The following is a 16,757-nucleotide window of genomic DNA, read 5'->3' as shown; positions in this document are numbered from 1 at the left end:
TCCTGTGCCCAGAAACCCTGGGGGTGCGCGCGTACAATTCTCATGCGATCGGCCAAGGCGTCTCGGATAGAACCCGGCCTCGGCGGGGCTGTGGTCTTTGGGTCAGTCCGGTCAAGCAATATATCATATAGTCATATAACTGTGTTGGCTTTGCCGGCCCGTTGTGCAGGTATGCCGCCACTGGTCGGGAAACGACCACGGGCGCGAATAACGCGCCGCTGAATCGGGGGATTTCACCATGAGCATTTCAATTCAAAGGCGCTACGGCGCCGCCCTGGCCGCCCTTATGGCGACCGCCGCCATCCCGGCCTTCGCCTTCGCCCAGGCCAACGACGTCCAGGTCGAAGAAGTCGTCGTCACCGCCCAACGCCGGTCGGAGAGCCTGCAAAAGGTCCCGGTGGCCGTCAGCGTCGTCAGCGGCGAACAGCTTGAGGCCCGTCAGACCTTCAGCACCGAGCAGTTGGTGGAACAGGTCCCCTCGCTCACCTTCCGCAAGGGCACGACGAACGTGAACTCGTCGCTGAACATCCGCGGCATCGGCACCACCTCCTTCTCCTCCGGTTCGGAACCGGCCGTCTCGACGGTGATCGACGGCGTGGTCTTCGCCCGTTCGGGCCAGGCCTTCTTCGATCTCTTCGACGTCGAGCGCATCGAAGTCCTGCGCGGCCCGCAGGGCACCCTGTTCGGCAAGAACGCCTCGGCGGGCGTGGTCTCCATCATCACCCGCAAGCCCTCGGCCACGCCGAAGAGCTTCGTGGAAGCCTCCTACTTCGATGGCAACGAGTACCGCCTGCGCGCCGGCTACAGCGGCCCGATCAACGACACGACCCGCTTCGGGGTCACCGGCGTCTACGGCCACTATGACGGCAACGCCAAGAACGTCTTCAACGGCAATACAGTGAACGGCTACGAGCGCTTCGGCGTCCGCGGCAAGCTGGAATGGGAAGCCACCGAGAACCTGACGGTCAATCTGATCGCCGACTGGACCAATGCGGTGGACAACGCCTCGGCCGACGTCATCGGCTACGCGACCCCCGGCGATCCCATCATCGGCCAGGAAGCGCCGCTGGTGGTGGGCCCCACCAACCGCGACATCAACAACGACCTGGATCCGGTCACCAAGGACAGCAGCTGGGGTTATTCCGGCCAAGTCGATTACAAGCTGGGCGACTACACCTTCACCTCCATCACCGCCTGGCGCGGCTGGGGCAACACCGAGTACCGCGACGGAGACTACACCGCGGTGCAAGGCCGGCGCGTCGGCACCTCGTCCTCGCGCGACACCGGCGTGCTGGACTTCAACCAGTTCACCCAGGAGGTCCGCCTGGCCTCGCCCATCGGCGGGGTGGTCGATTACGTGGTTGGCGCCTACTACTACAAGACCGACCAGGACAACTACTTCAACCGCTTCAATGTCGGCTGCACCGCCACCACCCTGGCCGGCGGCGCCTGCGCCCCGGGTTCGTCGACCTATGCGGTGACCTCCAACGGCACGGCGAACTTCACCACCAGCCTGCAGAACTCGGCCATCTTCGGCCAGGCCAACCTGCACTTCAACGACAAGCTGACCGGCATCGTCGGCCTGCGTCAGTCGCGTGACGAGATCAGTTTCGACTTCGCCCGCGTCTCGGCCTTCCCCACCGCCACCGCCGGCGTCCGCCCGAACTTCGCCGCGACCGGGTCCACCACGACCCGCGGCACCTCGGGCCGCATCGGCCTGCAGTACGCCTTCACCGACGCCATCTCCGGCTACGTGAACTACGCCCGCGGCTACAAGGGCCCGGCGATCAACGTCTTCTTCAACATGCAGAGCTTCGACACCATTCCCCTCGAGGCGGAGACGTCGGACGCCTATGAGATCGGCCTGAAGACCGCCCTGTTCGACCGCCGCCTGATCCTCAACCTGGCGGCCTTCGACACCAAGTATTCGGGTTTCCAGACCACCAACTTCGACACCGTCGCCGGCACCATCGTCAGCCGCCTGGTGAACGCCGGCGAGGTCTCCACCAAGGGCGTCGAGGCCGACTTCACCGCGCGGCCCACCGCCAACCTGACCCTCTCGGGCGGCGGCAGCTACACCGACGCCAAGATCGAGAAGTTCTTCTGCCCGGTCGGTTCGCCGGCCAGCTGCTCGGCCGTCAACGGCCAACCCCTGGGCGCGCCGAAGGGCAAGTGGAGCATCGCGGCCGACTATCGCCTCGAGACCCCGTCCCTGCCCTTCGACATCAACCTGAACACGTCCTTCGTGCACCAGGACGCCGGTCGTCCGAACGCCAACAACCCGGTGATCGGCCCGCCGCTGGAGGGCTACGGCCTGTGGGACGCCAGCGTCGCCCTGGTGGATCGTGACGACCGCTACCGCGTGACCTTCGTCGTCAAGAACATCACCGACGAGTTCTACACCACCGCCCGGATCACCAGCACCTACATCCGCCAGCAGGTGCCGCGTGACTCCGAGCGCTACTACGGCGTCACCATCCGCGCCAACTTCGGCGGCTAAGACGCCCCAGCCCTGGGCCGCGCGGAGAGCGTGCGGCCCAGGCGCTTCTTCTTCCGCCCAAGGCGGAACCAGCCGGACTCCCGAGCCTTCTGTCCTCACATCCCAGCGAGGCGCTCATGAGCATTTTCGGCAAGATCTTCGACAAGATTTTCCACCACAAGACCGCGGCGGCTCCGGCCCCCGCGCCGACGGCGGCCACCCCCGCGACGCCGGCGGCGCCCACCGCGGCTGCGCCTGCGCCAGCGCCCGTGGATGTCGAGGCGGTGCTGACCGACCTCGCGGCCCAGAAGGGCGGCGGCGGCAACTGGCGCACCTCCATCGTCGACCTGCTGAAGATGCTCGACCTGGATTCCAGCCTGGAGGCCCGCAAGGAGCTGGGCCAGGAACTCGGCGTCCACGCCGGCGCCGACGGCAGCGCCGAGCAGAACATCGCCCTGCAGAAGGCGGTCTGGAAGAAGCTCGCCGAGAACGGCGGCAAGGTTCCGGCCAGCCTTCAGGACTGACGGGGCAAGGCGTGGAGAGGGCTTTCGGGGCCCTGTCCCGCCTCCGTTAACGGCCATTCAACGCCAACTCGCTCTACTGCGGCCGACCGCAGAACGTGGAGCGAAGACGGATGGCGCTTGCCGACACCTCGATGACGCTGGAGGGCTTGGCCCGCCGCCGGACCGTCATGGGGCGCGCCGCCGTCGTCCTCGGCCTGCTGGCCTATGCCGCCCTGCTGGGCGGCGCCTGGTGGGCGGTGGTCCATCTCCTCCCCGACCAGATCACCCTGCAGGCCTTCGGCAAGTCGAAGACCGTGGGCGACGTCCACAACCGCATCGTCACCGGCATCGGCCTGATCGCCGCGATCCTGCCGGCCGCGCTGTGGATCGAGTGGCTGGTCGTGGGCTGGGAGCGCAGTTCGGCGCGCGCGCTGATCCTTGGCCCCACCAGGTCGATGCGCACCGACCTGATGGTCCTGGTCCTGGGTCAGGGCCACGTGCTCGACCTGGTGGGCAAGGCGATGATGCTCGGCGCCTCGATGATCTCGGGCATGGCGATCCGGGAGTGGATCAAGGCGCAAACCGGCTTCGCGGTCGACCTGACCAGCCTGCCCTTCGCGGCCCAGCTGGTGATCTACTTCTACATCTACACCTTCTTCGACTACTGGACCCACCGGCTGGACCACAGCCGGTTCTTCTGGCCCCTGCACCGCTTCCACCACTCGGCGGAGGACTTCTGCGTCGTCACCTCGGCGCGGCAGCACCCGGCCGCCTTCAGCGCCTTCTTCGTGATCAACCTGCCGCTGGCCATCCTGGGCGCGACCCCGGCGGTGATGATCTTCGTCAGCGTGGTGGTGACGACGGTGGGCTTCATCATCCACTCCCAGCTGCAGTCGGACTGGGGCTGGTTCGGCCGCTGGGTGCTGCAGTCGCCCCTGCACCACCGCCTGCACCACAAGCTCGACATGACCCATCCCACCGGCCACTTCGCCATGGCTCCCATCTGGGACCGGCTGTTCGGCACCTGGTACGGCGGCGCCAAGCGCGACCTGGTCATCGGCGTCAGCCAGCCTTACCGCCACGGCTTCTGGATCGTGCCGGACATGTTGCGGGACTACTGGCATTTCTGGTCGGGCTTCGTCGTGCGCCGCACCGACTGACGACGGCCAAGGCCCGCGCCGCCGGCCATGTCGATGGCCAGCGCGATGACGACCAGCACCGCCGCGACCATGAAGGTGATCCGCAGTCCGGCGGCGACGGAGATCGGGTCGGCGGTCGCGACGGTCCCAGAGCGCCATACAGGCGCTCTGCGCACCGGGCTGTTCAGCTTCCCACTGCCGGTCACGCCGCCGGAGATCACGGTGTCGCTCCTCTGGCATTCGCGTCTGGACGCCGATCCGGCGCACCGTTGGCTGCGGGCCTGCGTGCGGGACATCTGCGCGCAGAGCGCCCTGCCTGTATAGTTGGCGCCCCAGGACCGACGCGAACCTGCGACGCCGTTGATCAATTCGGCAGGCTGACGTAGATCAACGCCACGGCCCCTTTGGTGGAATTGGTAGACACACGGCACTCAAAATGCCGCGCGAAAGCATCCCGGTTCGAGTCCGGGAGGGGGCACCACCGCCTTCCTGCCGACATGCTCCACACGGCTCCGTGCGGCTTGGAATCGTCGTTTGTGGATCGGCCAGCTGGGTTTTCCAGCCAAGTCGATCGGTCCGAATGCACGGTTGGAGGCGACTAGCCGACGGCTCCCGTGGGTCCCATGATGGGCGCCATGCGATGATGGTCGTCGACCGGGTCCGGCCTTGGGTGAACGTCCGGAAACCCGACCGTCGCCAGCAGATCGCGCACCCTGGTCTGCATCCAGTAGAGGGCCTGGACAACGTGCATGGCGGGGTGGCCTGCCCAGTAGAGACGGCTGGGCGCCGCCTGCTTGAAGCGGATCTGCTGAGCGCCAAGTTGGATCGGCCGCAGGCGCGTCGGTGAACACCGTCACCTGCGCCGGCACGGCTGTGGTCAGGCCTAGGTCGTCGACCGCGGCCATCCCGTTCACCATCAGGCGAGCGTTGTCGCGCCGCGCCACCGCGTCAACGACCGAGCGCGCCAGGGAGCGGGCTTGCCGGTTGGCGCATTGGTTGATGGCTTGGTGTAGAGGCCGCGGTCGACGCGCCTTAGCGCGCCGTCCTTGGTGAGAGGTCGGCAGCTCGATCTGTCGCCGGCGGTTGAACCGAACTCTGCGACGGCTCTCCAACACAGCCTCCCCCGGAAAATCCTGTTGCGCCCAAACTCGACTCTTCACATGATGCACATCATGTTATTAGACCTTTCTGGGAAAGCCCTGACGCGTGTTGCCGACGCCGAAGTCGCGTCAGCAGTCACGGGGTGTTCCAGACCAAACGGCGGGGCTGAGCGTCGCCGCCAGCCTGCCGCGACCACAGTGAGGGAAGATGTCTACACATCGTGATGCAGTCGTCCGGCGGCTCACCGCGCCCGACATCTTCCGGCGCAAAGGTACGGAACCCCTGGTGGCGCTGACTGCCTATACGGCGCCGATCGCCGCGCTGCTCGACGATGCCTGTGATCTTCTGCTCGTCGGTGATTCAACCGGCATGGTCGCCCACGGCCTCACATCCACTGTGCCAGTCACCCTGGATATGATGATCCTGCACGGCCAGGCGGTCATGCGGGGCTCCCGTAGGTCCATGGTCGTCATCGACATGCCTTTCGGTTCCTATGAGGGAGCCGTCGAGGAAGCGTACCGCTCCGCCGTGCGTCTCATGAAGGAGACGGGGGCGCAGGGGATCAAGGTGGAAAGCGGTCCGGCGATCCCGGCTACGATCCGCTATCTCGTGGACCGCGGAATCCCAGTCATGGGACACGTCGGTCTGCGGCCCCAGGCGGTCAACATCGACGGCGGCTTCAAGGCTAAGGGGCGGACCGAGGCTGAACGGGAGCTGGTGCTCGCTGACGCGCGAGCCGTCTCCGACGCTGGGGCGTTCGCCATCGTCGTGGAAGGCGTCGCCGAAGGCCTGGCGCGGGATATCACCCGTGCGGTTTCAGCACCCACGCTCGGAATCGGAGCGTCCGCCGGATGCGACGGTCAGATCCTCGTGACTGACGACATGCTGGGCATGTTCAAATGGACGCCGAAGTTCGTGCGCCGATATGCCGACCTTGGCGCTGAGATCACCCGTGCAGCGGCGGCCTATTCCGAGGACGTACGAACGCGCCGCTTCCCCGGCCCAGCCGAGACCTATTTCAACCCGAAGCCTGCGGCGCCTGCGGAGACTGCTTCCGAGGGCGGATCGCTGTGATGGCTAGCGAGGCGAAGGCCCATAGCTACAGCATCCATGTCGAGTGGGCGGGCGACCAGGGATCCGGAACCTCGGGTCACCGCGCCTATCTGCGCGACCACATCATCACCGCCGGTTCCAAGCCGGCGATCGCGGGTTCTTCGGATCCGGAGTTCCGTGGCGACGCGGCGATGTGGAATCCAGAGGACCTGCTCGTGGCGTCCATCTCGGCCTGCCACAAGCTCTGGTACCTCCATCTCAGTGTCGACGCCGGCATAACCGTACTCGCCTATGTCGATGATCCAGTCGGAAGGACGGTCGAGGATCGAACGACCAGCGGTCGCTTCACCGGGGTCACCCTGCACCCGAAGGTGACCATCGGGTTTGGCGACGATCGCCTGATCGCGATGGAGCTCCACCGCAAAGCCCACCGCATGTGTTTCATCGCAAATTCCGTGAATTTCCCCATCACCTGCCAGGCCAGCATCAGGAACCTCGGCGATGAGTAGGGCGCCTCTGATCGAGGTGGCTGCGGGACGGGTGACCAAGCTTGTCATCAATCGCCCGACCAAGCTCAATGCCCTCAACTACGCCGCCATCGACGCGCTGATGAGCGCCTTGGCTTCCATCGAGGCCGAGGACGCGGTGCGGGCTGTCATCCTGACCGGCGCGGGCGAGGACGCCTTCAGCGCGGGCGCGGACATCAACGACCTCGCCCTGAGCATCGGCGGGGGCGTGGAATCTGCTCTTCGGGAGATTGTCGGCCGAGGCCAGGGGCTGACGAGGCGCATTGAGACCTTTCCCAAGCCGATCATCGCGGCCGTCAATGGCCTCGCCTTCGGAGCGGGTTGCGAGATAACCGAGGCGGCCCCGCTGGCCCTTGCCAGCGAGACCGCCACCTTCGCCAAACCCGAAGTCAAACTTGGCTTCCCGCCGCCGTTTGGAGGATCGCAGCGACTGCCGCGGCACGTCGGCCGGAAGCGTGCGCTCGAGATGATCCTCACGGGCGACGCGATAGACGCCGCGCGGGCCGCCGAACTCGGCTTGGTCAATCGTGTGGTGCCACATGGCGACCTGCTCGATGAGGCTCACGCCCTGGCGGAGCGGATTATCCGCCATCCCGCGAGCGCGGTCTCCGCCTGCCTGGCCGCGGTCACCCGCGGCATCAACCTGCCCATCGACGAAGGCCTGGGCGTGGAGGCGGCCTGGTTCGCCACCACGATTGGGAGCAAGGGCGTCGCCGATGGCGTCACCGCCTTCCTGAACCGCCGCCCAGGTCTCCCCTGATCACCGCAGCCCCTCAGAAATCCAACCCGGGATCAGAAGCATGCAGCTCTTCGGAATGCTGGACTCGCCGTTCGTCCGCCGCGTCGCCGTCTCAATGAATGTCCTGCGGCTGCCTTTCGAGCACAGGCCTGTTTCCGTGCACCGAGGGTTTGACGAGTTCGCGCAGGTGAACCCGGTCGTGAAGGCGCCGACGCTGCTTACCGACAGTGGGGTCGTGCTTATGGATTCCACACTCATCCTAGAGCACCTGGAATCCCTCGCCCCGCCTGAGCGAAGCTTGATGCCGAGCGAACCGAAGGCGCGCGAACTCGTCCTACGGCAGCTGAGCCTCTCTCTCGCGGCCTGCGAGAAGGCCGTGCAGATCGTCTACGAGCGCACGCTGCGGCCAGCCGAGAAGCTACATCAACCCTGGCTCGACCGTGTGGAACGACAGCTGAAGGCGGCTCTCGAGATGCTCGAGACCGAAATCCACCGAGATCCGGAGTGGCGCTCCGCTGGGGCAATGAACCAGGCGGAGATCACCACCGCCGTGACTTGGAGGTTCATTCAGCACGTCGCACCAGGCAGCTATGCGCCGGAGCGATTTCCCGGTCTCGCGGCGCAGTCGGCGCAGGCTGAGGCCTTTGCCGAATTCCAGGCCGCCGACTGGGCGTAGCAGTCTGTGCGCCGCTCGCATTCGGCGACAGCCATGTTCATCGGAGGGGGAAGACGATGGTCAGAGCGGCTTGGCTCGATACGAGCCTCTTTGCAGGCGCCCGACCGCCGGATCTGGAGAGCCGGGCGTTGGCTTCCCGTCCCGGCATGAGGTTCATCGAGACTCCACATGCCAGACTTCGGGCCCGGGTCCAGGCCGTTCCGGACGCGCCCGCGGTCCTGCTAATGCCGGACCCTCCGAATACGATCGAACATTACGATCCCATGTTTGCACACTGGGCCGGGAAACTGACGGTCGTCGCGCTTGAGATCCCGGGGTTCGGGTTCTCCCGGGCAAGCCACCCAGACGCTCTGAGCTACGCCGGCACTGTCGCTGCCGTTGTCCACGCTCTGCGAAGCCTCGGCCTCGGGCGGATGATTGTGAGCGGCCCCTGCACCCTGGCCTACGTTGCGATCGGTGTGGCGGCCGCGATGCCGGGCTCGACGATCGGGGTGATCGCCAGCCAGGCGACGGACGTTCCGGGCGAACGGCAGTGGATTTACCGTGCGGTCGATCCCGACGGCTGGCTTCGGGAGCCGATGATCGGTCAGATGGCATGGGCTCAGCCAAGGGTGCGCGAACATCTCGCCATCGACGGCTGGTATCCTGCCGCGGCGGGCAAGGGCGCCGACATCCGACAATGGCAGAAGACCGCGCGCTGGGCGCACGCCTGTGGGTGCGGAAACGCCCTGGCGAGCCAGATACAGGAATGGTTCGGCGAAGAGACATCTGCAGCTGTTCCGGTCGTTCAATGCCCCGGCGTGATCCTCTTTGGCCAGGGAGACCGCACTCACCGTCGTTCGGATCCCCAAGGGCTGAGGCGCTACCTGCCGCACGCCGAGGTGCGTCTGTTGCCGCTGGCGGGTCATTTCCCAGACCTGGAAGATCCGGCTGCATTCCGCAGGGCCGTAAGCGACCTCCTCGCGATGGCTGAAGACCAGAGGCTGTGAGCACGGATCCCTTGGCCACATACGCACTGCTGCTTGGCGCTGGCCTTGTCGCCGGCGCCATGAACGCCATTGCCGGAGGCGGCACGTTCGTCGTCCTGCCCGTGCTCACCCTGGCTGGTCTTCCCCCGACCGTTGCCAACGCCTCAACGACCGTGGCCCTCTTTCCGGGAACACTGGCCAGCACCTGGGCCTACCGAAGGGACATCCGGCCGCTCGAGGGCGCTTCGAACGGGGTGCTGCTCACACTCAGCCTTGTGGGCGGGCTGCTGGGCGCAGTGCTGCTGCTCTTCACACCACAGAGGACATTCAGCGCGATCATCCCCTGGCTGCTGCTTGTCGCCACGGTCACGCTCGCCGCGGGTCCCCGCGCGCCACAGCTGCTGCGGCGGATGGGCCTGCACGTCGGAGGGCGTTCCCTCTACGCAGCACAGTTCCTTCTTGGCATCTATGGCGGCTATTTCGGTGGGGCTGTCGGCCTGATGATGCTGGCGGCCTGGAGCCTCGCGACAACCGCCGACCTGCGCACCCTGACGCCGCTGAGGACCATCATGGTCGCGGCGGCCAACGGGATCGCGGTCGCCTGCTTTGCGCTAACTGGAAACGTACGATGGCGCGAAACCCTCATCGTCATGGCTGGTGGCGCGGCCGGCGGCTATGTCGGCGCAAGACTGGGTTGGCGTCTGCCAGGCGGCGCTCTTCGGGTTCTGATCCTCGCGGTCACCGTGATCACGACGTCGGTCTTCTTCCTGAGGGCTTATCTGAGCTGAACCTGAGGCGTCAGAGCCGGCGCCAAGGCTTGCAGCGGTCGCCTTTAAATTATAGATATCATCTAATCGACCACCTTTTTGCAGCTGAGGCTCCTGGAATCCTGGCATGCGATACGACGCCGCTCATAAGGAAAAAACCCGCAAGCGCGTACTCAAGGTGGCCGCCAAGGCGATCCGCACGCAGGGGCCACATCGCGTCGCCGTCGCCGGGGTCATGGCCAAGGCCGGGATGACCCACGGCGGATTCTATGTGCACTTCGCCTCTAAGGACGCGTTCCTGGCGGCCACGGTGGACCACATGTTCATCGATGGATTTGGCCAGGTCCTGCCCAACATGGAAGCCCGAGATCCTGCCGAGGCTCTCCGAATCTACATCGACTGGTATCTGTCGCCTGCCCACCGGGATAATCGCAGTCAGGGATGCCCCCTGCCCTATCTGGTGGCCGACGCGCCTCGTCTGCCGAAGGCCGCGCGCCGTCGTGTTGCTCAGGGCATGGAAGAGCTCCGGCAGGCGATTGCGCGCAAGGTCGCCGGACTGGGGCTTCCCAAGGCAGATGCTGAGGCCCAGTCGATTGTTGCCGCCCTCGTCGGCGCGATCGCCCTGGCGCGAGCTGAGCCTGATCGCCAGTTGTCGGATCGAATTCTTGCGGACACGCACGGAGCCCTGATGCGGCGCCTTGGACTTCAATCGCCTCACTGACGCCCGACCTGGCCGCCTGGCAATGATGCAGGGCCACCGCGGATTCTGCGGCCTCACCCGCGGACCTGGCCACCGCCATCAACCGAAGGCGACTGCTGCAAAACCGTCCTTGCGCTGTTCAGATCTACAATCGCGCATCATTTCGCTGCTGGACAGACCTCCGCTTCGAGGTGGCAGGCGGCGCGGTGCACACCTGACTGATGTGAGACGGTCGCCATGGCTTACGTGTAGATTTATGCGCCCCTTCCTGTGCCGGCACGCACAGCGGCGAGGCCCTGGCGCCCTAGCGGCGGCGCAGATCCGCGTTGGTCGCTTGCCAGTCACACGTCAGCGGTCTGGAGCGGTCGCCGGGCGGAAGTTGCGGGAAGTCGGCCGTGCACCTGAGCAGGCGTTGGCTCTCGCACCGAGACCAGACCTGCGGCCCCCTGATTGGGCGCTAGCGTCTTTGCCGCGCATGGTCGGTAATTGCCAGGACACCCGGTTGGAGCAAATCCTCAAGGACGACCCCGCGATCCAGGAGGAGGGCCTCGACCACGGGTTGGAGACGGCCGAGGGTTTCGCGAACACTGTCGCGGATTGTGTCGACCACCACTTGGGTCTGGCGCTCGATCTCGATGTTGAGATAGTCCCCGGCGACCTTGTCCTCGAAGACGGTCATGCGTCGCGTCTCTGGGATCAGCCACACCTCGAACCAGCCATGATCACGATCGACCTCTGCCAATGTCAGGCTGGCGCCGTTGATCGCCACGTAGCCCTTGGGAAACAGGTAGCGCCTAAACTCCTCGGGAATCGTCACCCGTAGGACCTTGTTGCCTTCGAGCGAGGCGACTGAATGAACCACGGCTGCGAAGTCGATGTGCCCCGATATCGGGTGCCCACCAATTTCCGCGCCATCTTTGGCAGCGCGTTCGACGTTTACGCGAAAACCGGCCTCGCAGTCGCTCAAGGTGGTGACGCGCAAGCTCTGCAGGATGACGTCGAAAGCGACTCGATCGGGCGAGAGCAATTTCGTCGCGGTTAGGCAGACGCCATCAACAGACACACTGGCGCCCACTCGAAGGTCATCGCAGAAACCGGGGGGAAACTGGATCGTGAAAGTTCGGATCGCGTCGTGATCCTCAACGTATTCAATCTCTGCGACCGCCTGGATAATGCCTGTAAACATTGCCTCTCCGATCCCAACTCCGACGAATTCTAGATCCTGCGGTCGCCATTCGCCAACATTGGGGGACCGCCGACGGATTTCATATCTTTCCTGGCGAGGCGACAAGCGCCCCCGCCTATGCGAACCATTTCGATCTTCCCGAAGGCTCCCAGGAGAAGAGGTCATCAGACCAGTCCCCACTCTTCCTTCGAGGGCAGCAGCCACCGCTGACATTACTACTCATCGTGTATTCAACCGCGCATCTCAGAAGTCCATGTAAAGGCTGAGGGCCACACGACGGGGTTCTTCGTAAAAGAAGCCACCCCCTGATGTGACAGACCAGCCAAAGGTGTCGGTAAGATTGTAGATCACCAACCGGATGGTCGCCTTATCGTCGCCGACCTTGAGCCGATAGCGCGCGCCGACGCTGACGGTCGCGCGCGCAGGGATCGCCACGCTATTATCCATCTTGGCGGCGCGCTCGCCCGTGTAGACGAGGGTCGTATCAAAAGAGACAGCTGGCCACGACGGCGGCGTGTAGTCAGCGCTGAAGCGCGCTGTCCTCTCGACAGCGCCGATCGGCTTGAGATTTTGCAGGGCGCCGAGGGCGCCTCTGTTGACCCGCGGACGGCTAATAACAGCGCCGCCAACCAAGCGAAGCCCTTCGATCGGCGAGCTGATGACTGAAAGCTCGAGGCCACGATTCCGGATCGCGCCGATTTCGGTGAAGGTGTTTGTCGCGTCGAGGCCGTAATATGGCTTGTCCAGGTCGAAAACCGCCGAGACCACTCGGATACGACCTAGGACGACACGCATGCCAGCGTCTTTCTGACTGGTGAGGGTCGCCGGCAGTGGTGAGCGCGCATTCACCGCGTTCTCGGGGGCGAAGCCGCCATCTTCAAGGCCGCGCGAATATCCGCCAAACACCGTGATCGCCGGGCTCGCGTACCAGGCAGCGTTGACGTTGCCGAGCCACGGTTCGGAACGGGCCTCCGTGGCCGGACCGCCGGCGCGGCTCAACGACTTCTCATAGCGAGTCTTCTGGACGCCAATGTTCAACTCGCCGACACCAGGCCAAACCCCCTGATAACCGACCCCCAAGGTCCGTTGACGCACTTCGTCTCGATTGGTCGGTCCGAAAACGAACCCAGGCTCAGCGAGCGAGCGCGGCGCGCCGATGCGGCCGGGTCCAAAGTCTAGGGTCTGAGCGCCTCCGGAGATGGTGACGCGTTTTCGGCCGCGCAGGCTCACCAGCGCAGTATGGCGCTGCGCCCCCGTGGTAAAGCTGTGCGTCGCGCGCAGTTCGCCGGACAAGGCGCTGTAATCCTGCTCCGGAAACGCCGTGATGCGATGAAGCGCCAGGCGATTGGCGTCGACGCTTTGGAACAGGTCAGAGAAGGATTTCTCCTCGGTAAACCCCGAGCGGAAGACACCGGCCCGAACGGCCGTCCCTGGGGAAAGCTGCACCGTTCCCAAGAGGCCGTAGTTGAGGGATCCCGAGCGCCAGTCGCTCCAGTCTTGCCCGTAGAAGTTGCGGCGATCGATCTCTGGAGGGAGGACAGGTCCGGCGGTGAAAACCAGTGGTCCAGCTTCTTCGTTCCTGTTGAGGCCGGCGCCTGCGTAGGCGAGCAGGTTGGCGCCTGGCGACGGCGACCAGCGCGCGATCAGCGCAGCGCTGCCTTGATCCCTGTCGTTTCCCTGCGGCCTGGCGTCCAGCAACCGCGAAACGCCTCCGCCCAAGCTAAGGGTATCGCTGACCGGGATTTCACTATCGAGCTCGAAAGCCGCCCGGCCCCAACTGTCGGTGTGGGCCACGAGGCTAAGCACACGCATCCGGCCAGGTTTGCGCAGTTCATAATCGACGATGCCGGACGGAGCGGGAAAATCATAGCCCTGTGCTGTGAGGCCCACGCGAATAGTCGAGCCCTTCAGCAGCCGCGAAGCAATAGCGCCCCGGCGGTCGAAATAGAGCCCCTCTATCCGAACATTACCCGACAGTGAGGGACTGAAGCCGCGGACATTGTCTTCGTCGTAGAGCCCAAGACGCTCGTTGCCGACACTGAGCCCAAACGCGTCCTCGGCGGCGCGCACGACGTTCTCATCGGCACGCTGCGCCCATGCGTCGGTCGCAGCGGCGAGCGCGAGCGCCGTTAGGATGGCGACGTTCCGAGTCACGATTCTTCTCCTAGTGTTCTTTGCGACGTCGACGCTCGACAACGTCCCCTGCTGTGGATCGCCGGATGACGACATGCTCGTCCCAGAAACCGCTCTCCAGCACATGTTCGGAAATGGTCGGCCCGGCCTCGACGAGGACTTGCAGAGCCCCCCTACGCCCTAGATCGCGGACCATCGCAGTGAAGTCTGAACCGCAAATCGGCTCCACTCCCCGTTCGCGGGCGGCGGTGAGATAGGCCGCCGGAGTCCGTCCCGTGCGATCCAGGATACCCAACCAGCGGATCTTGCCTTCGAAGTCGTCGACCGCACGCACCGTGAATAGAGGCTGGTCCGCCAATACTGTGCCAACGCCTGTGATGATTGCGTCTGACTCCCGGCGCAGTCGGTGCGCCAGCCGGATCGACTCTGGGTCGGTGAAGGTCTTTGAACCGAGGGGTGGGATCATCGACCCGCTGAGATCAAGGGCTTGCTTGACGAGCACCCAGGGCAAGCCATGGACGGCGTGCTTTGCGAACGGGGCGATGAGGGCTTCGCACTCCGGGCCGAGCGCCTTGATGTCGGGTTCCATGAACGCTGAAAGGTGGCGGACCCGTACGCCCGCCATCGCAAGTCTTGCAGCGCCACCGCCGCGCACAGCGGGATTGGGATCGCACGCGCCGATTACGACTTCAGTAACTTGCGCCCCAATGACGGCCTCCGCGCAAGGCGGCGTGCGGCCATGATGGTTGCAGGGCTCCAGGGTGACGAATAGCGTATGAACGGCGGCGAGATCGCCAGACCTCCGGCAAGCCTCGAGCGCCGCCGCCTCAGCGTGAGCCTGGCCTGGCCCATCGTGGCGCGCAACGGCGAGCAGACGCCCTTGCCGATCGAACGCTGCACAACCGACCGGCGGGTTAGGCGCGGTCATGCCGCGGCTTGCACGCGCGAGCCGCAGAGCAGCGGCGGCGCCCAGGCGCAGGGCTCCCGGCGGAATTGACGCACCTCCCACCGGGGGGCTCATGGGCGGTCAGGGCCAAGGGCTAAAAGCCGCCCTGGCAGAACGGCGCAGATCCGCCATCCTCCGTCTTGCGTTAGGAGATAAGTGACCTCCTGACGACGATGCTCAGACGGCCCTTGCCACAGGAGTTCGCATCCGACGGCAGTCGCGCCAGACCCAAGCGCGACGCTGACCAGGTTCGAGATTTCGAGGCCCAGGCCGCGGCCGATCGTGTTGGCGTGGAGGCCGGCGATCCGGGCGGCTACAGCCTCAACCAGGCTCAGGCCTGCCTCGCCATCGGAGGCGAGCACATAGGCGGGCGCATAGCACTGGCTCGCCCCAACGATGTCGCCGCTACGAAACGCCTCCATATAGCTGAGCACGACGGCTTCGGCTTGCGGCGCGCTCATATGGCGGGCTCCAAGAGATCAAGAACGCCAGTCTGAAAGCGCGCAGGAATGTGCTCCAGGGGGGCGTCCGGCGCGTCGGCCAGGGCGGCGAATAACTCGCCGAGTTGCTGCGCCAGGGCGTCCAGTTGACCTTGTGCGACCAGATCGGCGCGAACCGAAAGCCGGAAGCGAAGGGTCCCAGCGAAGTCCGTGACCAGGAAGCCGATGTCCTGCAACTCGAGCGGCAAGGCGCGCGCAGGAACCCAGAAGGGACGCTCGGCGCCGCTCGGCGCTTGGTAGACGTCTGTCGGCGTACCCAGCAAATTCGGAGGTATCCCGGGCTCGCCGGCAAGGTAGCTCACGATAGCCTGCAGGTACGGGCGTGGCGCCACTGCGACGTCGTGACCGAGGCCCTTGAGAATTGCATTGAACGGCACGAAGCGGCGACGCGCCTCGTGCATCCGCTGCTTCGCCAGTCCCACCAAGGCGCGAAAGGTCCTGGCTTCCGCGAGATCGAAGCGCAGCGGAAGGTGGTCGATCATATTGCCCGCGACATTGGAGAGGCCGGCGGCCCGGTCCGTGCCAAACGGAGCGGCGACGCCCACATCCCTGCGGCCGGTTAGATCGCCCAGAGCCAGGACATAGACAGCGACAAACAAGTTGAAGGCGCTGGCGCCCTCCTCCCGCGCGAAACCGCGCAATTGGGCGGAGCGTTCTGGATCCACAATCACGACCGGGCTGAGGAGCATGCCCGGATGGGCGGGGCGCGCCTTGCGACTGAGCGGCAGGATTTCGTACCCACCCAGCCGCGCGACCGCCGAGTCGAGATTTCGGCGGCCCGCCTCTCCCTGGTGGCGCGCCCCCTCCCAGGCCACATAGTCCTGATAGGTCTTCGCAGGCGGCGGCGGCATGGGATCGCCGGCCTGCAGGCTCTGGGCGATCATCTGCAGGTCCCGCAGCAGGATCGTGCGGGTGTGACCATCGAAGACCACGTGATGGCCCATCCTGACGAGCAGATAGCCATCCGGCGCCACGAAGAACCGGCAGCGATATGGCGGAGAAATGCGGGGATCGATAGGTCGGGCCAAGAACGCGGACGCGGCGGCGACGGCGGACGCACTTTCGCAGGCGTCAACCTCCTCCATGCTGATGTAGTCGTCGATCTGGAACGTATCGGACAGGATGAGTCCGACGCCACGTCCGTCGTCGCTCAGCCGCGATCTCATCATCGGATGGCGCTCGATGAAGCGAGCCAGCACGCTGCGCTCCAGATCCAAGTCCGGTCGCCTTCCCTTGCTGACCGTCGAGAAGTAATGGGTGGCCGCATTGGGGTAGAGCCGGAGACTCGCGGCGATGAGCTTCTGGTTCTCCGAGGCGGGAAGGATCATCCGAAATCGGTT

The 16,757-nt window shown here is 65.2% G+C and carries 17 protein-coding genes, 1 tRNA gene and 1 pseudogene; 11 read left to right on the top strand and 8 right to left on the bottom strand.

Annotated features, from left to right (window positions below):
- Positions 1–238 precede the first annotated feature (238 nt).
- From ACO06I_RS22390 to ACO06I_RS22380, 3 genes are all read left to right on the top strand, one after another.
- Positions 239–2,500: a TonB-dependent receptor gene (locus tag ACO06I_RS22390; RefSeq protein ID WP_421934829.1), complete on the top strand. Its 2,262-nt coding sequence runs from the start codon at positions 239–241 to the stop codon at positions 2,498–2,500.
- 116 nt (positions 2,501–2,616) lie between these two features.
- Complete coding sequence (locus tag ACO06I_RS22385) at positions 2,617–3,003, top strand: DUF3597 domain-containing protein (RefSeq protein WP_421934828.1); 387 nt, start codon at positions 2,617–2,619, stop codon at positions 3,001–3,003.
- A 110-nt stretch (positions 3,004–3,113) separates the two neighbouring features.
- Complete coding sequence (locus ACO06I_RS22380; protein WP_421934827.1) at positions 3,114–4,142, top strand: sterol desaturase family protein; 1,029 nt, start codon at positions 3,114–3,116, stop codon at positions 4,140–4,142.
- On the opposite strand, the gene ACO06I_RS22375 is transcribed toward ACO06I_RS22380, so the two are convergent.
- A complete protein-coding gene (locus tag ACO06I_RS22375; RefSeq protein ID WP_421934826.1) occupies positions 4,097–4,342 on the bottom strand; it encodes a hypothetical protein in 246 nt (81 codons plus the stop codon). The genes ACO06I_RS22380 and ACO06I_RS22375 overlap by 46 nt on opposite strands.
- A 177-nt stretch (positions 4,343–4,519) precedes the next feature.
- On the opposite strand from ACO06I_RS22375, the gene ACO06I_RS22370 reads away from it, so the two are divergent.
- Positions 4,520–4,602 (top strand) — tRNA-Leu (locus tag ACO06I_RS22370).
- 117 nt (positions 4,603–4,719) lie between these two features.
- Here the strand turns inward: ACO06I_RS22370 and ACO06I_RS22365 are convergent.
- Both ACO06I_RS22365 and ACO06I_RS22360 read right to left on the bottom strand, forming a co-directional pair.
- On the bottom strand, positions 4,720–4,872 hold the full coding sequence (locus ACO06I_RS22365; RefSeq protein WP_421934825.1) for a hypothetical protein: 153 nt from the start codon (positions 4,870–4,872) through the stop codon (positions 4,720–4,722).
- Between the two features lie 91 nt (positions 4,873–4,963).
- Positions 4,964–5,236 (bottom strand): annotated as a pseudogene (locus ACO06I_RS22360) (DUF6088 family protein); the annotation flags it as partial.
- 193 nt (positions 5,237–5,429) lie between these two features.
- Here ACO06I_RS22360 and panB point away from each other — a divergent pair.
- The 7 genes from panB to ACO06I_RS22325 all read left to right on the top strand — a co-directional run bounded on the left by panB (position 5,430) and on the right by ACO06I_RS22325 (position 10,673).
- A complete protein-coding gene (panB, locus tag ACO06I_RS22355; protein ID WP_421934824.1) occupies positions 5,430–6,296 on the top strand; it encodes a 3-methyl-2-oxobutanoate hydroxymethyltransferase in 867 nt (288 codons plus the stop codon).
- On the top strand, positions 6,296–6,784 hold the full coding sequence (locus ACO06I_RS22350) for an OsmC family protein (protein WP_421934823.1): 489 nt from the start codon (positions 6,296–6,298) through the stop codon (positions 6,782–6,784). Before panB ends, ACO06I_RS22350 begins: the two co-directional genes overlap by 1 nt.
- Before the next feature lie 31 nt (positions 6,785–6,815).
- The gene (locus ACO06I_RS22345; protein ID WP_421934822.1) at positions 6,816–7,562 is read left to right on the top strand and encodes an enoyl-CoA hydratase-related protein; all 747 of its coding nucleotides are present in this window, start codon (positions 6,816–6,818) and stop codon (positions 7,560–7,562) included.
- 40 nt (positions 7,563–7,602) lie between these two features.
- Positions 7,603–8,217: a glutathione S-transferase gene (locus ACO06I_RS22340; RefSeq protein WP_421934821.1), complete on the top strand. Its 615-nt coding sequence runs from the start codon at positions 7,603–7,605 to the stop codon at positions 8,215–8,217.
- Positions 8,218–8,480: 263 nt separating this feature from the next.
- A complete protein-coding gene (locus ACO06I_RS22335) occupies positions 8,481–9,206 on the top strand; it encodes an alpha/beta fold hydrolase (protein WP_421934820.1) in 726 nt (241 codons plus the stop codon).
- An 11-nt stretch (positions 9,207–9,217) separates the two neighbouring features.
- Positions 9,218–9,973 carry a sulfite exporter TauE/SafE family protein gene (locus ACO06I_RS22330; RefSeq protein ID WP_421934819.1) on the top strand — a complete coding sequence of 252 codons (756 nt, stop codon included), beginning with the start codon at positions 9,218–9,220 and terminating at the stop codon, positions 9,971–9,973.
- A 106-nt stretch (positions 9,974–10,079) separates the two neighbouring features.
- Positions 10,080–10,673 (top strand): TetR/AcrR family transcriptional regulator, encoded by a 594-nt coding sequence (locus ACO06I_RS22325; protein WP_421934818.1) that lies wholly within the window; start codon positions 10,080–10,082, stop codon positions 10,671–10,673.
- 436 nt (positions 10,674–11,109) lie between these two features.
- Here the strand turns inward: ACO06I_RS22325 and ACO06I_RS22320 are convergent, their stop codons facing one another.
- The 5 genes from ACO06I_RS22320 to ACO06I_RS22300 all read right to left on the bottom strand — a co-directional run bounded on the left by ACO06I_RS22320 (position 11,110) and on the right by ACO06I_RS22300 (position 16,745).
- Positions 11,110–11,838: a riboflavin synthase subunit alpha gene (locus ACO06I_RS22320; RefSeq protein WP_421934817.1), complete on the bottom strand. Its 729-nt coding sequence runs from the start codon at positions 11,836–11,838 to the stop codon at positions 11,110–11,112.
- A gap of 243 nt (positions 11,839–12,081) precedes the next feature.
- On the bottom strand, positions 12,082–13,992 hold the full coding sequence (locus ACO06I_RS22315; protein ID WP_421934816.1) for a TonB-dependent receptor domain-containing protein: 1,911 nt from the start codon (positions 13,990–13,992) through the stop codon (positions 12,082–12,084).
- A gap of 10 nt (positions 13,993–14,002) precedes the next feature.
- The gene (gene ribD / locus ACO06I_RS22310) at positions 14,003–14,992 is read right to left on the bottom strand and encodes a bifunctional diaminohydroxyphosphoribosylaminopyrimidine deaminase/5-amino-6-(5-phosphoribosylamino)uracil reductase RibD (protein WP_421934815.1); all 990 of its coding nucleotides are present in this window, start codon (positions 14,990–14,992) and stop codon (positions 14,003–14,005) included.
- Positions 14,989–15,378: a hypothetical protein gene (locus ACO06I_RS22305; RefSeq protein ID WP_421934814.1), complete on the bottom strand. Its 390-nt coding sequence runs from the start codon at positions 15,376–15,378 to the stop codon at positions 14,989–14,991. Before ACO06I_RS22305 ends, ribD begins: the two co-directional genes overlap by 4 nt.
- Positions 15,375–16,745: a condensation domain-containing protein gene (locus ACO06I_RS22300; RefSeq protein ID WP_421934813.1), complete on the bottom strand. Its 1,371-nt coding sequence runs from the start codon at positions 16,743–16,745 to the stop codon at positions 15,375–15,377. Before ACO06I_RS22300 ends, ACO06I_RS22305 begins: the two co-directional genes overlap by 4 nt.
- Positions 16,746–16,757: the final 12 nt, after the last annotated feature.

The organism is Phenylobacterium sp., assembly GCF_965229015.1.
Classification (GTDB): domain Bacteria; phylum Pseudomonadota; class Alphaproteobacteria; order Caulobacterales; family Caulobacteraceae; genus Phenylobacterium.
Note: the sequence above shows the minus strand (reverse complement) of the source record. Positions and strands in the feature narration are given on the sequence as shown.

Coding starts and splice junctions, on each gene's coding strand:
- ACO06I_RS22390 (WP_421934829.1), top strand. CDS start 239: ATGAGCATTTCAATTCAAAGGCGCTACGGCGCCGCCCTGGCCGCCCTT.
- ACO06I_RS22385 (WP_421934828.1), top strand. CDS start 2,617: ATGAGCATTTTCGGCAAGATCTTCGACAAGATTTTCCACCACAAGACC.
- ACO06I_RS22380 (WP_421934827.1), top strand. CDS start 3,114: ATGGCGCTTGCCGACACCTCGATGACGCTGGAGGGCTTGGCCCGCCGC.
- ACO06I_RS22365 (WP_421934825.1), bottom strand. CDS start 4,872: ATGCACGTTGTCCAGGCCCTCTACTGGATGCAGACCAGGGTGCGCGAT.
- panB (WP_421934824.1), top strand. CDS start 5,430: ATGTCTACACATCGTGATGCAGTCGTCCGGCGGCTCACCGCGCCCGAC.
- ACO06I_RS22350 (WP_421934823.1), top strand. CDS start 6,296: ATGGCTAGCGAGGCGAAGGCCCATAGCTACAGCATCCATGTCGAGTGG.
- ACO06I_RS22340 (WP_421934821.1), top strand. CDS start 7,603: ATGCAGCTCTTCGGAATGCTGGACTCGCCGTTCGTCCGCCGCGTCGCC.
- ACO06I_RS22335 (WP_421934820.1), top strand. CDS start 8,481: ATGTTTGCACACTGGGCCGGGAAACTGACGGTCGTCGCGCTTGAGATC.
- ACO06I_RS22325 (WP_421934818.1), top strand. CDS start 10,080: ATGCGATACGACGCCGCTCATAAGGAAAAAACCCGCAAGCGCGTACTC.
- ACO06I_RS22320 (WP_421934817.1), bottom strand. CDS start 11,838: ATGTTTACAGGCATTATCCAGGCGGTCGCAGAGATTGAATACGTTGAG.
- ribD (WP_421934815.1), bottom strand. CDS start 14,992: ATGAGCCCCCCGGTGGGAGGTGCGTCAATTCCGCCGGGAGCCCTGCGC.
- ACO06I_RS22305 (WP_421934814.1), bottom strand. CDS start 15,378: ATGAGCGCGCCGCAAGCCGAAGCCGTCGTGCTCAGCTATATGGAGGCG.
- ACO06I_RS22300 (WP_421934813.1), bottom strand. CDS start 16,745: ATGATCCTTCCCGCCTCGGAGAACCAGAAGCTCATCGCCGCGAGTCTC.